Here is a 14,178-nt window from a genome sequence, read left to right on the forward strand (position 1 = left end):
AACAGCGAGCGAGGAACAGGACGGATCAAAATGGATAGCATAAAATTGCAATCCTATGTCAAATACTATTGGTTACCGTCTGACCGCACTTGGTACTGCTTAAAATTCACCGCAAGCTGTCTATGCTACAATAAAACCGCATGATGAAGGCGGGGAGGAAAAGCGGATGACATTCCAACAGTTAAAATATGTAATCGAAGTGGCGAGGAATCGATCGATTAGCAGAGCAGCGCAGCGATTGTTTATTAGTCAACCGAGTTTGTCCAATGCCATCAAAGAATTGGAAAATGAATTGGGGATTACCATTTTTTCACGTACGAATAAGGGAATTGTCATTACTTCTGAGGGTACGAAGTTTTTAGGGTACGCAAGACAGGTGATTGAACAGACAGACTTGCTGGAAAGTCAATATCTTAATACGGCACAACCATCACAACAGCATTTTTCTGTATCGGCACAACATTATGCCTTTGCAGTCAGTGCATTTGTAAAATTATTAAAAGATTATGACCGGGATGAATATGAATTCACCTTACGAGAAACCAAGACGTATGAAATCATTGATGATGTAAGAGACCTTCGCAGTGAAATCGGCATTTTATACTTGAATGAATTCAATCGACAGGTGATTTCCAAGTTTCTAAGAGAGGGAAATTTAACGTTTCACAAACTATTTGAAGCAGATCCGCATGTATTTATCAGCTCGACGAATCCACTTGCGGCCCAGGAGTATGTGACCCTGGAGGATTTGGATCCTTTTCCTTACCTTTCTTTTGAACAAGGGGATTATAACTCGTTTTATTTTTCTGAAGAGGTACTCAGCACAATTTCGAGACCGAAAAATATCCGCGTAAGTGATCGGGCAACGTTATTTAACTTATTGATCGGGTTGAACGGCTATACGATTTCAACAGGAATCATCAGTTATGATATCAACGATGATGATATTGTGGCGCTTCCACTAAAGGTGGATGAACGCATTACGGTCGGCTATATTACACGTAAAAATGTTACAAACAGTCTGCTGGCAACGCTTTATATTGACTACTTGAAAGAAACCATATTAGATAAATAAACCTGTCTATAGTTTAAAACTATGCCGAACGATAGAATTTAGGAGTTACGCTATATGATTGCTCCGATGCTACACTAACCTCAATTCAAAGAAAAAGGGAGAGAGTTAGATGGCAGCGGAGAAAAGAAGTTTGGAACAAAGGTTAAATGAAGGCACCGTCATTGTAGGAGAAGGGTATTTGTTTGAACTGGAACGGAGAGGATATCTGCAAGCGGGGTCTTTCGTGCCGGAGGTGGCTTTGGAAAATCCAGATGCTTTAAAGCAAGTATATCGGGATTATATGAAAGCTGGTTCAGATGTGGTTTTAGCATTTACCTATAATGGCCACCGTGAAAAAATGAGAATCATCGGCAAAGAACATTTACTTGAGCCTTTGAACCGAAGCGCGATCCGTTTGGCGAAAGAAGTAGCGGCAGAACACCCGACCGAAGAAGCGTTAGTTGCAGGAAACATTTCAAATACGAATATTTTCGACCCTGAAGATGTTGAATCTAAGGAGAAAGTAAGAAGTATTTTTGCAGAGATGGTCCAGTGGGGAAAAGAAGAAGGCGTAGATTTCATCAATGCTGAAACTTTTTATTACCACGAAGAAGCTGTTATTGCGTTAGAAGAAATTCAAAAACAAGGCTTGCCGGCAGTTGTTACATTAGGGTTGATGGGCGAGAATATATTGCGCGACGGTTACACGGTAGAAGACTCTTGTCGGATTCTTGCAGAAAAAGGCGCCTTAGTTGTTGGAATGAACTGTTTCCGCGGCCCTGCTACAATGCAGCCCTATCTCCAGAAAATCAGAGAAGAGGTAGACGGTTTTGTTGGGGGGTTGCCAATCCCCTACCGAACATCAGAAGAACACCCGACATTCTTTAACTTACCTGATGGCGGATGCAGCTGTGCCCTGCCAACCGAAACAACTTTCCCGACATCGTTAGATCCGCTTTATCATAATCGATATGAATTAGCGGAATGGGCGAAAGAAGCTCAAAACATCGGTATTAATTATATCGGCCTTTGCTGTGGAGCGTCACCTGCCATGATAAGGGCAGTAGCAGAAGCAACAGGAATCCAAACAATCAACTCGAAATATTCACCAGATATGGAGAAGCACTTCTTATTCGGGCAAGATAAAACATTAAAGGATCACAATCTAGCCTACCGAACAAAAGCATAAGTATATGAGGACTCACTCTTAGGGATTAAAGAGTGAGTCTTTTCTAAAAAACAAGGTATTTATTTTAGACGCTTACTTTTAAAACATCTGAATACCCAATAGATTTGTCTACAATTAGCATTAGTTGCATGAGTAGATGTTTAGCGTCTTCTCTGTATTCACATAATCCAATTAAGGTTTTTATGTCGGGAGCTTTTTCTAATTCTGTTAAGAAGTCGCCCGCTGAATAATAATTTTTAAGGTGGCCTCATTCCGGTTTTGCTTCACATATTCCATTCCGAGTTTGAATTTGGTCTGGGCCAATTGAAACTGCAGGTCAGACGGCTCATTTCGTGCCGCATCATCATCAAGCTCGATTTTATCGACTTCCCCATTGATCAGCCGTTCGACCGCTTTGACATATTCCGGATTATCCACTTTGAACCCTTCTTTCAGCAAGCGGATCGTGCCTTCTTCATCGATGAAAATTCCATTCGGAATCGCTTTGAACTGGAACTGATTGACCAGCGTATTGTTTTCATCGACAACCGTCGGGAAGGTTGTTCCTTTTATATAGGGTTTCACAACTTCCGGTCCCTGGCCTTTTTATACTTGGAATGGCAAGAAAGGAATTGGCGGCCATCTTCATAATTCATAAACCAACTCTCTTTCACGCTTTGTCCTGCCTCGCTTTAGCCTCTTTGCTTACTGCACTTAGTACTAGCTCTTCTACACCTTTTGGAGTAGAAGGAAAATACGTTCAAGGTAGTAACCATTTCTTCCTTTTGGTGAATAGAATACATTTCTGAATTTTGTTTCAATAAGAACAAGAGGAAATCAAAAATCTACGAACCTGAAGGGATGATCGGGATGCCAAAGAAAAAGAGCCTGGCTGTCGTCAGTTCTGCATTGCTTGCGACTCAATTGTTTGCTGGCGCAGCAGCTGCTGCTGACTCCTCGCACCAAGTACGTGACGTGTTCGGACACACGGAAGAAGTCGTCGCCGATACACGGGATACTGCTACTGCCATCTTGCCAGACACGGTCCAGATTGAAGCTGCACAGAAATTACTGGCCTCATCGGGCAGCGGTGTGAAGATCAACTGGAATTCGCAGTTCGGAACGCCTTCCAGTATTACAAAATCCGGCGGATACCTAACCGGACCCTCAGCAGGATCAGCTGAAGAAATCGCACGGGCTTGGCTGGAAGCGAATAAGGAATTATTCGGTTTAACTGATTCGGATGTCCGAAATTTAAAAGTGGTCCGAAATTATGAAGTCCCAGGTACGAAGTTGAACCCGGTCACCTTCCAGCAGACGGTCAATGGCATCGAATCTGTCTATGGCGGCCGAATCATCGTAGCTGTAAATGAAGAAGGAAAAATCTTATCTGTTACCGGCAATGCGGCACCGAGCGGTGAACTGGCGGGCGAATTCACATTGACAGCGACGGATGCGTTAAATACGGTAGTCAGCCGGCTCACACCTGAACTGACTTATACACCGAAACCGCTTGCAGATGAAGCTGGCTGGAAAGTATTTGATGGACTTGATGTATTTCCCGCTGAACAACGAGTTAAAGAAGCCATCTTTTATACAAGCGGTGGCATCCGCCCGGCCTACCGGGTCCTATTCATTGAAGAATTGAATAAAGCCTATGAAATCGTAATTGACGCGGAGTCAGGCGAACAGCTTTATAAACGCTCACTCGTTAACTTCCTGAATCCCGAAGGACTTATTTTTGAAAACTATCCGGGAGCGGCTGCAGGCGGTACGCAAAAGGTAAAGTCCTTTACTGGTGACCCGGCTGCTTCCCCTCAAGGGTGGCTTCTCCCGACATCCGATACAGGTGTAACCACATTCGGCAATAATGCCAGCACTTATGCGAACTGGAGCAACTTCCTTGTGCCTGCAGATACGTTAGTGAGACCAGTTAGTCCGCTCGGTCAGTTCAATTATGTGTTCTTGAATGCTTGGCAAAAGAGCAAAGGAGAAATCGTGCCGCCTTCTTATGCGGAGGATGTGAATAGTGCTACAGCCAATTTGTTCTATCACCACAATCTATTCCATGATTACTTCTATAAGCTGGGTTGGACTGAACCTGCCGGCAACCTGCAGATCAATAATTTCGGAAAAGGCGGCCTTGGCGGAGATCCGATTCTTGGGCTCGTGCAGGCGGGTGCTGCAACAGGTGGCGATCCGACTTATTTGGGACGAGATAACGCCTACATGCTGACACTGCCTGACGGAATCACCGCTTGGAGCGGCATGTTCTTATGGGAACCGATTGCCGGCGCGTTTGAAGGAGCCTATGCAGACGGCGATTACGATGCGGGCATCATTTATCATGAGTATTCCCATGCGTTATCAAATCGCCTTGTTGCAGGCGGGGAATCGCTCGGCAGCCATCAAGCGAGTTCCATGGGCGAAGGCTGGGGCGATTGGTTCGGCATGCACTATTTAGTGAAAAATGGTCTGCAGGATGAGCCGGTTGTCGGCGCTTACGTAACAGATAACGCTGAACGGGGAATCCGAAACTGGTCGCTTGCTGACGCGCCAATTAATTACGGAAACATTGGATATGATATTGTCGGTCCTGAAGTTCATGCGGACGGTGATATCTGGGCTGCCATTCTATGGCATGTCCGGGAAGAACTGATTGCGGCCTTCGGAAAAGAAGAAGCTGAAAAGGCACTTGAACAGCTGGTTATGGATGCGATGCCGATTTCTGCACCGAATCCATCGATGGCCGATATGCGCACCGCTATTCTCACTGCCGATATTGAGCGTTACGGCAGCAAGTACAGTGAAGTCTTATGGTCGGCTTTCGCGCACCGGGGTCTTGGTGATGATGCGGTTTCCCTCGGTGGGGACGATACCGATCCAAAACCGGCGTTCAATCACCCGAACGAGGCTTTCAATGGACAGCTCTTAGGCCGAATCGTCAATGAGCAGACAAATAAACCAGTTGAAGATGCCAGAATCTTCATTGGACAATACGAAGCTCGTTCCACTCCTGCCGTGACGACATCCGGTAAAGGCGGCTTTGCTCTTGATTTGGCAGAAGGGACATATGACATCACAATTCAAGCTAAAGGATACGGATCCCGTACCATTGAAGACGTGATCATTAAAGCCGGCGATAAGAAACGCTGGAACTTAAAACTGGCACCGAACATTGCCTCTTCCTTTAACGGTGCTTCGATTGCATCAGTATCAGATGCATCTGCCAGCAATCCGGTCAAATTGGCTATTGATGACACAGAGGCAAGTGTATATGCTTCCGAAGCCAAAGCAGACGGATTCACCGGCGCTGAGTTCACCGTTGACCTTGCCGGTGATGAACCGCTAGAAATTACACATTTGAATATCAGCGCGATGAAAGACGTGGCAAAAGCCCGGTTTGCAACCGTCAAAGATTTTGAAGTGCAAGCTTCTGTCGATGGCCAAAACTGGACAACTATTCTTGAGGACAGCTTCACAGCCGGCAAGCCGCGACCTGCTACTCCGGATTTGGATTATCAGGATTATGGACTTGCACAGCCTACGCAGGCTACTCAATTGAAATTCATCGCGGAAACTGCGCAAAATGATACACTCGGGTATATCCAAGTAGCGGAACTTCAGGCGTTCACTTCCGACAAAGCAAAAATCACGCCGCTGGATCTGCCGCCGGAAAAACCATTCACAGCTAGCGGAACGATCTCTTTAGGCAATGCAGGGACAGGCATTGGTACGCTTGCTGGAGCAGACGATGTGTCGCTGGCAGTCACACAAAATGAGTTCGTGTCAACTCAAAATCCTGAGCCTGCTTCCCAAGGTGTCGACGGTTATGTGCTGACATTGCCTGCACAATATGCAGATGGCATCCATAACTTCTCGGTCAAAGGCACAAGCGCAAGCGGTCACGATCTAGATATCTTCTTCTACGATGCCGATTTCCAGGTGATCGGCAGTATTGCCACCTCTGCTGCTGATGAGGCAGGTGTCGTACCTGGCGGAACAAAATATATCTACGTCGGTCTTTACAGCGGTGCAGATACAAGCTTTGAAGTGAATGTGACAAGCCCTTACTAAACAATCACTGATTTGTGGTCTTGGAAGACCAGGAATACCGGAAGCCACAGCAATCTGCTGTGGCTTCTTGTACTGTCTGCAGCAAATCCGCTTATGAAATTTAGGTTAAAAGAAACTCGTCCGTAGAAAGGGGTTAGAAAGAAATAATCCTTTCCATTGTTTATCGGTCTTCTATTATGGAAAGACAGATAGTAAGACAAAAATTCAGGGAGGTACCACAATGGCTCACGAACATCATCAGGAAATTCTGGACGCGCTGCATCAGTGTCTCGTTGACTGCAACATCTGTTTCAACGAATGCCTGAATGACAAAGAACATGCCGATCATCTGACCGATGCGATCCGACTCGCTCGTGATTGCGCCGATACCTGTTCATTTGCAGAGCAATTGGTGACCCGAAATTCACAGTTCCACGAAAAATTCTTACAATTCTGCGCTGAAGTCTGTGACGCGTGTGCAAAAGCTTGTGATCATCACGGAGCAATGGACCACTGCAAGGCATGTGTGGAATCTTGCCGGAAATGTGCGGAAGTTTGCAGAAAGTACGTTTAATGTTGCCAACGGACAGGAGTGTTTCTAATCCTGTCCTTTTTTAGTTTGGCCGTCCATCAAATCGATGATTCAACCTCATTCCATGCGCTTGATTAGTTCATCAGTGTTAATTTTGGCTTATCTACGAATGTTCACTTGATTAGAGCAGGCGTTATCTATCATCCTGTTGCTGCCTAACAGAGGCTGTCAGCAACAGGCCGAATTTCATCTTTGGAAGAAATCTTCTATCTGGAGCTCACTTATAAAAAAAGACCGCAGACAGCCGGGTGTAGCCAGGCGTTATCTGCAGTCTCTACTTTCCCCGGAAAAGGTCACTTGCGAAAGCAACGCTCTTTCATTACTTTACTTCTTGTTCTTCATCAACCGATGCCATGAAATCTCCGCAGGCTTTCATCATTTCCTGTCCTTCCGGAGAATGCATAGCCTTCATCATGCCTGCCATTCCTTCGCTTTCCATCATGTTCATCATGCCTGTGTCGCTGGCATTCATCATACTCGATCCGCCACTGGCAAACCCGGTCGTTCCCGTTACCAATAGCGTCGACAAAGCGAACGAAAAGACTAAGGGTGCTTTTTTTAGCTTCATTTTTCTCCCTCCTCTCATCTTTGCAAGTTCAGTGTATCTAATAAAATTGGAGAATTTGTGAAGATTGAGTTGATTTCATTTTTCAGTTGGTACCAGAGCCTTTTATTTACACAGATTAAACGGATCATTTCAATCACCGGTTTCGTCTAATGTGTATATAATTTCATTGACTACATCAGCGACTGGCAGACTGCCATCGATTATAAGGTCGGAATTGGATCTAATCGTTTCCAGCATTTCAAGATAACCTCTTCTGCCATAGGAGATATACTGTTCCATATCAATCAGTAGTTCCTTACTGGAACTATTCTTATGATCTCTTGTCATCCGGCGTACCAGCGCTATATCCAATGGCGTATCCACAAACACTGCCAAATCAATGAATTTACGGGCTTGAGAATGCTTGTAGGCAAAAGGAAAATCCATGACTATAAAATCATGGCATTCAGCAAGTGCCTTTCTTAAATCTTCGATCAGTGGGGTTAAATCCCACTCCTCATAGTCGGAACCATTGCTTACCCATGTCGGAATGTCACTAGGACCATCAAGATCATACTCGTCAAAAAAGAGAGCCTTGGAATTCATTAGTTTTTTATTCAACTGCTCGGTTATAGTTGTTTTGCCACCGCCGGATACAGCCGCAATTGAAACGACGAACGGTTTCTTTGCCTCTGTCATATTCCTCTCTCCTCTATATAAGTTTCACCCTAAGAATTGACGTTACTGAATTAGGAATTCTCTGTATTAGTTATACTCTTTACTATATGTTCGCAATATGTAAATTTAACGAATAATTGAATATGATATAATTAAATCAAGACAAAACCTGCAAGCTACGGGTTGTGAGCGGCCAATGAAACACTACAAAGAGTATTTTAAAACAAAATGTGATGACTTACTAGCAGATTGGACAATGGCCAATACGTGTTTGCATGTATGCAATCGTGACAAATCAAAAATGTCGCATGGATAATCAAAGCTCCATGAGACATTTAGGAAAAGACGTAACGTATCGCTAGGCATTGGCGCAATGAGCTGTATCAAATATATAATACTTTCAGTTCGCAGGAAAAGTGGTATCCGCTTATGGAGAAGTTTAAAGAGATTCACACGTTAAAAAGTAAACTTGAACAGCACCGGCCACTTCAGCAAGCAACTGTGAAAAACCTCCGGGAAGTCTATCGCATGGAATGGACTTACCATTCCAATGCAATCGAAGGCAATACATTATCTTCCCTTAAAATGAAAGTGATTCTCGAAGACGGATTAACAGTCGGCGGTAAAAGGTTGCAGGAGCACTTAGAAGTGATTAACCATGCAGAAGCCATTGGTTTTGTTGAAAAGCTGGTTCAAAAACAAGTTCCGCTAAATGAACAGGTCCTTAAAGAAATTCATTATTTGCTCCTGAAAAGTATTGATAATGAAAACGCGGGTACTTATCGTTCCGTCAACGTCAGAATTAAAGAGAGCAACCATAGCCCCCTCACTTTCAACAGGTTCAACGAGAAACTCGTTGCCTGATCGCTTGGTATCAAGCTGTAAAGGCCCAACTCCATCCGGTTGAACTAGCCGCGGACTTTCACGCTAAATTCGCTTGCACTCTCCCATTTACACGCGGGAATGGCCATGTAAGCAGACTCTTAATGAATTTGAGTCTAATGGAATCCGGATTCCCACCCGCTATCATTAGCAGCGACGAAAAGAACCGGCTCCAGTATTTTACGGCTTTGGAATCTGCAATTGTATGGCGAAATTCTGATCTTCTTATAAGATTGGTTGCTGGTTGTGTGGAAGATAGCCTGAATCTGCAACTAAATATGGTTACATAATGTCATCTGATTTCTTAAATAAACGGGAGGTTCTTTTAATGAATGCAAAGTTGGAGCAAGCAAAACATCTTCTGATCGAGCGCCTATCACCGTCCCTGCTGATTGTCTTCGGCTCTAGCGCAAAAGGAACCGAACGACCGGACAGTGACTTGGATATCGCTTTTCTAAGTAGTGAACAGATCGACGAGTACCAAATTTTTATGATTGCCGAGGAGTTGGCAGCCATCTTGAACAAGGACGTAGATTTAGTGGATCTGGCCCGAGTTTCGACCGTGTTTCAGATGCAGGTTCTAAGTAGTGGGCAGGTTCTCTATGAAACAGATGAACGGCAGCGGATGGATTTTGAAATGAAGACGTACAAGATGTATGCGAAACTGAACGAAGAACGGCAACCGGTTTTAGACCAGATTGACAAGAGCGGGTCCATCTATGAGAAATGACGTCATTTTGAGTAAAATCAATATCATCGAACGGTGTCTTAAACGGATCCATGAGGTATATGAAGGGAATCCAGGGAATCTGATGGACTTCACAAAACAAGATTCCATCGTGCTGAATATCCAACGAGCGTGTGAGGCTTCTATCGATTTGAGTATGCATATCGTTGCTGAAAAGAGGTTGGGTATTCCACAGACCAGCCGGGATGCGTTTGAACTTCTTCAGCAGAATCAGATCATTTCAACGGGAACAACGAAACAGATGAAAGCTATGGTCGGTTTCCGGAATGTGGCTGTGCACAACTACGAGGAGATTAGTATGGTCATCCTGCAGAAAGTTATTGAGCTACATTTAGCTGACCTTCGGAAATTTACAGAGGAGATCCTCTCTTATCAAGAGTAACGCCCTTCCTCTGCTTTGTAAGACCATTATTAAGGGCTATGGAATGACGTCCTTATATCACTGATGCTTACCTGATTTTGTATCAACAGCATTAAATTTATTCAGATAGGAACAAATGCTCGTTAAAATTGTATTTTGCGAACAATTATATCGATATAGTAATAACCGAAAGGAAGTGTTCGATTCATGGCCATGACACCCGAAGAGCTGCAGATCCTACAGCGAATTGAGCTCCAGTTAACCACCATGCCCTTCTATGTGGTCGAGTATGTCCGTTCCAAAAAGCGTGCAGGCCTTTCTGCTAATACGCTATTGCAATACCTTTACCACTACCAGCATTTTTTCAAGTGGCTGCTTCGCGAAGGACTGACCGATGCGGCGAATGCTGCTTCCATCTCCTATTCCACCCTTGAGAAACTGCGGAAACAGGACATCGAGCTCTATATCGAGTACCTCCAGGAAGAATCCATTCATTACGAACAGGAGACGACCAAAAAACGCGGGAAGGATGTCGTTAATCTCTCCGTCCACGCGTTGAAGTCCCTATTCAATTATCTGACGAAAGAAACCGAGAATGAGGACGGCGAGTCCTACTTTTACCGGAACGTCATGAGCAAAATCGTTATGCATACAAAAAAAGAAACGGCGAGCAGACGCGCAGAAAATCGGTTCGGTCATCCTGAATGACCAGGAGATCCATGAGTTCCTGCATTTCGTGGAATTTGAGTACGAAGAATTGCTCGAAAGCGCCATAGCTTGCAGCTGATTTTATTCGGAATGGTGGTAATCTCGTGTTCTTGTGTGACCAGCTGGGTCACAGTAATATTGAAACCACCTCCCTATACACAAATCTATCTAACAAAGACAACGAACAAGTGCTAACCCGTATGGAAGCCAACCGTCTTCGACGAAATAATGTAGATGAAGATCACGGATAGTAAAAGAAAAGGAGTTTTATTTATTTGTGTGACTCCTTCCAATGGTTTTATCTATAATTTACATCACTTACTATATTTCTTGTTCTTTATTAACACTTAAGTAATCAACTCTTGTACCTTTGATACTCACAAAGCTCAATCAATGTTCCATCAGTTGATACAGGATTAATATAAATGAGCTTTCTCCCCCGGGAGTTCACACGTAGTGTGTCCTCCAAAAAGCGTACTCCGTTTTGACGAGCCTCAAGTATTGCTTGATCCAAATCGTCTACTTGATACGCAACATGATGGACTCCTTTTCCTTTTTGCCTTATAAATCGAGCTATAGGTGAATCATTATTCGTCGGTTCCAATAATTCAGTGGTTTGACCATTAGTTTCCACTACAGCCACATGTACTTCAGCGCCAGCTGTGTTGCTAGTGTAACGATCTGTTAATGAACCGTTTAATACATTCAAATAAAAGGGCAGAGCTTCATCAATGCTTCTAACGGCTACTCCAATGTGATCTAAAACAACCTCCAAACTAATTCCTCCTTTAGGGGTTCGCCTGCTTCTGTCAAAACGGCAGAAAGTGAAAGTTTTCTGAAGTCCAAGGCCTAAAAACAGAAAAACCCCAAATGGGGTCACTTTTTTAGTGTGTCCGTCATTCGGGGTTCAGTTCAAGCTACAGGATCCTTTTTTCTTAGTCTATCCGAAAACTGGGGCTCAGTTCAAGCTGCAGGGTCCTTTTTCTTAAGCTGCCCGAAAACCGGGGCTCAGTTCAAACTAGAGAATCCTGTTTTTTATTGTTCCAGCACATTTTATCGGCTCATTCATAGATCAACGGAATTTCCTGACAATTTTAAGAGCCATCCCTGAAAAAGGGATGGCTCTTAAATCAGGCTTTTACCACTGTATGGGGTTCCTGATGCAGCAGAATATTATCCGGGAATGCGCGGAGTTTCCGAATATCGCTGATGACAAAGCCGCTCTGTGGCATAGTCGGCATCCGTCGCATATCATATGCCAAATTTTGCTCCGGCACATGGTAAGTGAGATTATGCGTCATATACCGGAAGAACGCCTGCATGACCATGACGGTCATCCATTCACCGGCACAGCGGTGTCCGATGTAATGATCGCCGCCGCCCTGCGGTACGAATGCAAAAGGGCTACCGCTCCAGTTCGCAAAGCGTTCCGGGATGAATTGGTCCGCATCGATCCAATTATCTGAATGGCGGTTAGTACCGAACAGATCAAGCACAACCATTTGGTCTTTTTTAAATTTATACCCGTTCCAAGTGAAGTTCTTCTTCGCTTTTGCTGCCATTGCAGGGGCGAATGGATAATAGCGACGGATTTCCTGGGAGAACATATGACTGTAATTGTCCTTGTCTTCCCGCAGCTTTGCAATGGTTTCCAGGTGTTCATACATCGCGAGTGCGCCAAATACGATAAAGTAAGCTGTGGCGACAAGCGGCCGGTATGAATTGTTCAATTCAACAGCAGCTGTATGCAAATCCAATAGTTTACCATTGGGTTCCCGATGGTTTGCAACAATGTAAGCCGCCGTGTAGGCTGGCGGATTATACTTGCCTGCACGGATATCCTTTATGATTTTCTCCAGCCATTTCTCGTGGCTCTGCCTTGCGTGTTTTCCGTCCTGGTATCGCTCGAACGATCCACCGAAGGAATCGACCATTTGCGAGAGCTCTTCCGCCCGCTCTTTCGCTTCACTTTCTTTTACAGGCAGTCCGGCCCAGCGCATACCTGCCCGGCCCATGATCTCTTCCATCTCACGGAGCAGAATGACCGCTTCTTTCCCTTCCCACTCAGTCACTTTCTTATCGAACTCTTCAACGGCAATGCGCTTCATGTCTTCCAGGCGTTCCGGTGTCATCATCGACAGAAACATCCGTTTCAACTGACGATGGTCTTCTCCATCTCTTCCATGGATACTCCCCTCACCCAGCAGGCTTTTTTTCAGCGGTTTCGGTGCAGCACCTTCCCGCTTGAAATATTCATTATCGTAGAACAAGGCAGCCGCTTCTTCTCCGGCCATGCAGACTGCCTTCTGACCGAGCAGTCGGGTTTCGAAAATATCGGATTCCAGTTTACGCCGACGGCTGGGGATGAAATGAAAACCTTCCTTGATCAGTGCCAATGTATTATCCAGTCCTTTGGCTTGCGGAATCGGTGTTTTTACACGCATGTATCATATCTCCTTCGCTTCCGGGATTGGTTGTCTGTAGCTGTCTAGACAAATTGAATTGTTGATTTCTTGCTCAGCATATCAATACCTACCTTCCCTAAAGTGATTGCCGACAAACTAAAAACTCGCCTATCTATCATTATCATTGTGAAAGCGTGAATGCATATTGAAAACCAGAGAGTGCGAAATCATCTCAGACTACCTACAGGATGCGCTGAAGCAAAAGAAAATCTTTTTCTTTCCGAACGGCTGAAGATTTACCGAAAAAAGAAGCGGATACTTCTTTTTTTACGTTCCGATGGGGCGTGAAACGGACACATGACAAAAATATGCATATGCAAAGCGGACATTTCGCGTTTTTCTCAGATATCTAGAAAAACAGCTGGTTTTGCCAGCTCTATCACGTCAGTGACAGCAGTTTTTGCTTGTGCTCTTTCTCTCTAAAAGCCGATGCCATCGCGATTTCAATTCAAGCGACAAAAAACAAAAAACCCACGCCCGCTACCAAGCGAGGATGGATGAATAAATTAGATGCTGCGTTCATAAAAAAGTACACATATCTTCATAGATTCGTAAAGAACATAAGTTCTTTTCCCTGTATACTACTCGAAAGCAGAGAAACGGTTTCACTACGAAAGGAGATGTCCTGCGATACCGAAAGAAGTTATTCAAAAAGAACTTAGCGGCTATATTCTCTAACTTACTCCGAACCTATTTCAGAAAAGGCCCAAACGCTATATACTTTACAATGGAACGCCCATTCATCACCATCCACCTCCGTGGTTTTTTGGCAGCCATGGAAAAAACCTTGTGAACCAGGATGAAATAAAGCGCGTGCTGGCCACAAGAGACCTAATCACCGATGACCTGAAACCAAAGATCATTCAGCATATCGAGGCTATGAGATTTTTATCTCACCTGTTGAGATTCTTGAAAAAGC

At 44.5% G+C, this 14,178-nt stretch carries 15 protein-coding genes; 10 read left to right on the plus strand and 5 right to left on the minus strand.

The features are described 5' to 3' along the window. Positions 1-166: 166 nt before the first annotated feature. Positions 167-1,075: a LysR family transcriptional regulator gene (locus B0X71_RS09800; RefSeq protein WP_077589236.1), complete on the plus strand. Its 909-nt coding sequence runs from the start codon at positions 167-169 to the stop codon at positions 1,073-1,075. 109 nt (positions 1,076-1,184) lie between these two features. Then, a complete protein-coding gene (locus tag B0X71_RS09805; RefSeq protein ID WP_077589237.1) occupies positions 1,185-2,243 on the plus strand; it encodes a homocysteine S-methyltransferase family protein in 1,059 nt (352 codons plus the stop codon). Positions 2,244-2,450: 207 nt separating this feature from the next. Here B0X71_RS09805 and B0X71_RS09810 read toward each other — a convergent pair whose 3' ends face one another. Then, positions 2,451-2,807, minus strand: coding sequence for a TlpA family protein disulfide reductase (locus B0X71_RS09810; RefSeq protein ID WP_232336682.1), 357 nt, complete (start codon positions 2,805-2,807; stop codon positions 2,451-2,453). A gap of 285 nt (positions 2,808-3,092) precedes the next feature. Here B0X71_RS09810 and B0X71_RS09815 point away from each other — a divergent pair, with 285 nt between their 5' ends. Both B0X71_RS09815 and B0X71_RS09820 read left to right on the plus strand, forming a co-directional pair. Next, positions 3,093-6,299 (plus strand): M36 family metallopeptidase, encoded by a 3,207-nt coding sequence (locus B0X71_RS09815; RefSeq protein ID WP_077590964.1) that lies wholly within the window; start codon positions 3,093-3,095, stop codon positions 6,297-6,299. 220 nt (positions 6,300-6,519) lie between these two features. Then, the gene (locus B0X71_RS09820; RefSeq protein WP_077589238.1) at positions 6,520-6,852 is read left to right on the plus strand and encodes a four-helix bundle copper-binding protein; all 333 of its coding nucleotides are present in this window, start codon (positions 6,520-6,522) and stop codon (positions 6,850-6,852) included. 337 nt (positions 6,853-7,189) lie between these two features. On the opposite strand, the gene B0X71_RS09825 is transcribed toward B0X71_RS09820, so the two are convergent. Then, positions 7,190-7,438: a hypothetical protein gene (locus B0X71_RS09825; RefSeq protein ID WP_077589239.1), complete on the minus strand. Its 249-nt coding sequence runs from the start codon at positions 7,436-7,438 to the stop codon at positions 7,190-7,192. Positions 7,439-7,567: 129 nt separating this feature from the next. Further along, the gene (locus B0X71_RS09830) at positions 7,568-8,116 is read right to left on the minus strand and encodes an adenylyl-sulfate kinase (RefSeq protein ID WP_077589240.1); all 549 of its coding nucleotides are present in this window, start codon (positions 8,114-8,116) and stop codon (positions 7,568-7,570) included. A 507-nt stretch (positions 8,117-8,623) separates the two neighbouring features. Here B0X71_RS09830 and B0X71_RS21395 point away from each other — a divergent pair. From B0X71_RS21395 to B0X71_RS09850, 5 genes are all read left to right on the plus strand, one after another. Next, positions 8,624-8,959: a Fic family protein gene (locus B0X71_RS21395; protein WP_232336683.1), complete on the plus strand. Its 336-nt coding sequence runs from the start codon at positions 8,624-8,626 to the stop codon at positions 8,957-8,959. Beyond that, positions 8,959-9,267: a Fic family protein gene (locus tag B0X71_RS21400; RefSeq protein WP_232336851.1), complete on the plus strand. Its 309-nt coding sequence runs from the start codon at positions 8,959-8,961 to the stop codon at positions 9,265-9,267. Before B0X71_RS21395 ends, B0X71_RS21400 begins: the two co-directional genes overlap by 1 nt. Positions 9,268-9,305: 38 nt before the next feature. After that, positions 9,306-9,707: a type VII toxin-antitoxin system MntA family adenylyltransferase antitoxin gene (gene mntA / locus B0X71_RS09840; protein ID WP_077589241.1), complete on the plus strand. Its 402-nt coding sequence runs from the start codon at positions 9,306-9,308 to the stop codon at positions 9,705-9,707. Beyond that, on the plus strand, positions 9,697-10,107 hold the full coding sequence (hepT, locus tag B0X71_RS09845; protein ID WP_077589242.1) for a type VII toxin-antitoxin system HepT family RNase toxin: 411 nt from the start codon (positions 9,697-9,699) through the stop codon (positions 10,105-10,107). The genes mntA and hepT overlap by 11 nt, the downstream gene beginning before the upstream one ends. A 186-nt stretch (positions 10,108-10,293) precedes the next feature. Then, positions 10,294-10,794 (plus strand): site-specific integrase, encoded by a 501-nt coding sequence (locus tag B0X71_RS09850; RefSeq protein WP_232336684.1) that lies wholly within the window; start codon positions 10,294-10,296, stop codon positions 10,792-10,794. Between the two features lie 355 nt (positions 10,795-11,149). Here the strand turns inward: B0X71_RS09850 and B0X71_RS09855 are convergent, their stop codons facing one another. Together B0X71_RS09855 and B0X71_RS09860 are read right to left on the minus strand one after the other, a co-directional pair. Then, positions 11,150-11,569 carry a VOC family protein gene (locus tag B0X71_RS09855; RefSeq protein ID WP_077589243.1) on the minus strand — a complete coding sequence of 140 codons (420 nt, stop codon included), beginning with the start codon at positions 11,567-11,569 and terminating at the stop codon, positions 11,150-11,152. A gap of 355 nt (positions 11,570-11,924) precedes the next feature. Then, entirely contained in the window at positions 11,925-13,238 is a 1,314-nt protein-coding gene (locus tag B0X71_RS09860) for a cytochrome P450 (protein WP_077589244.1), read from the minus strand. Between the two features lie 646 nt (positions 13,239-13,884). Between B0X71_RS09860 and B0X71_RS21770 the strand changes: the two genes are divergently transcribed. Beyond that, positions 13,885-14,052 carry a Na-translocating system protein MpsC family protein gene (locus B0X71_RS21770; RefSeq protein ID WP_408634144.1) on the plus strand — a complete coding sequence of 56 codons (168 nt, stop codon included), beginning with the start codon at positions 13,885-13,887 and terminating at the stop codon, positions 14,050-14,052. The last annotated feature ends 126 nt before the right edge of the window (positions 14,053-14,178 follow it).

This window comes from Planococcus lenghuensis, from assembly GCF_001999905.1.
Taxonomy (GTDB): domain Bacteria; phylum Bacillota; class Bacilli; order Bacillales_A; family Planococcaceae; genus Indiicoccus; species Indiicoccus lenghuensis.

Coding starts and splice junctions, on each gene's coding strand:
- B0X71_RS09800 (WP_077589236.1), top strand. CDS start 167: ATGACATTCCAACAGTTAAAATATGTAATCGAAGTGGCGAGGAATCGA.
- B0X71_RS09805 (WP_077589237.1), top strand. CDS start 1,185: ATGGCAGCGGAGAAAAGAAGTTTGGAACAAAGGTTAAATGAAGGCACC.
- B0X71_RS09815 (WP_077590964.1), top strand. CDS start 3,093: ATGCCAAAGAAAAAGAGCCTGGCTGTCGTCAGTTCTGCATTGCTTGCG.
- B0X71_RS09820 (WP_077589238.1), top strand. CDS start 6,520: ATGGCTCACGAACATCATCAGGAAATTCTGGACGCGCTGCATCAGTGT.
- B0X71_RS09825 (WP_077589239.1), bottom strand. CDS start 7,438: ATGAAGCTAAAAAAAGCACCCTTAGTCTTTTCGTTCGCTTTGTCGACG.
- B0X71_RS09830 (WP_077589240.1), bottom strand. CDS start 8,116: ATGACAGAGGCAAAGAAACCGTTCGTCGTTTCAATTGCGGCTGTATCC.
- B0X71_RS21395 (WP_232336683.1), top strand. CDS start 8,624: ATGGAATGGACTTACCATTCCAATGCAATCGAAGGCAATACATTATCT.
- mntA (WP_077589241.1), top strand. CDS start 9,306: ATGAATGCAAAGTTGGAGCAAGCAAAACATCTTCTGATCGAGCGCCTA.
- hepT (WP_077589242.1), top strand. CDS start 9,697: ATGAGAAATGACGTCATTTTGAGTAAAATCAATATCATCGAACGGTGT.
- B0X71_RS09850 (WP_232336684.1), top strand. CDS start 10,294: ATGGCCATGACACCCGAAGAGCTGCAGATCCTACAGCGAATTGAGCTC.
- B0X71_RS09860 (WP_077589244.1), bottom strand. CDS start 13,238: ATGCGTGTAAAAACACCGATTCCGCAAGCCAAAGGACTGGATAATACA.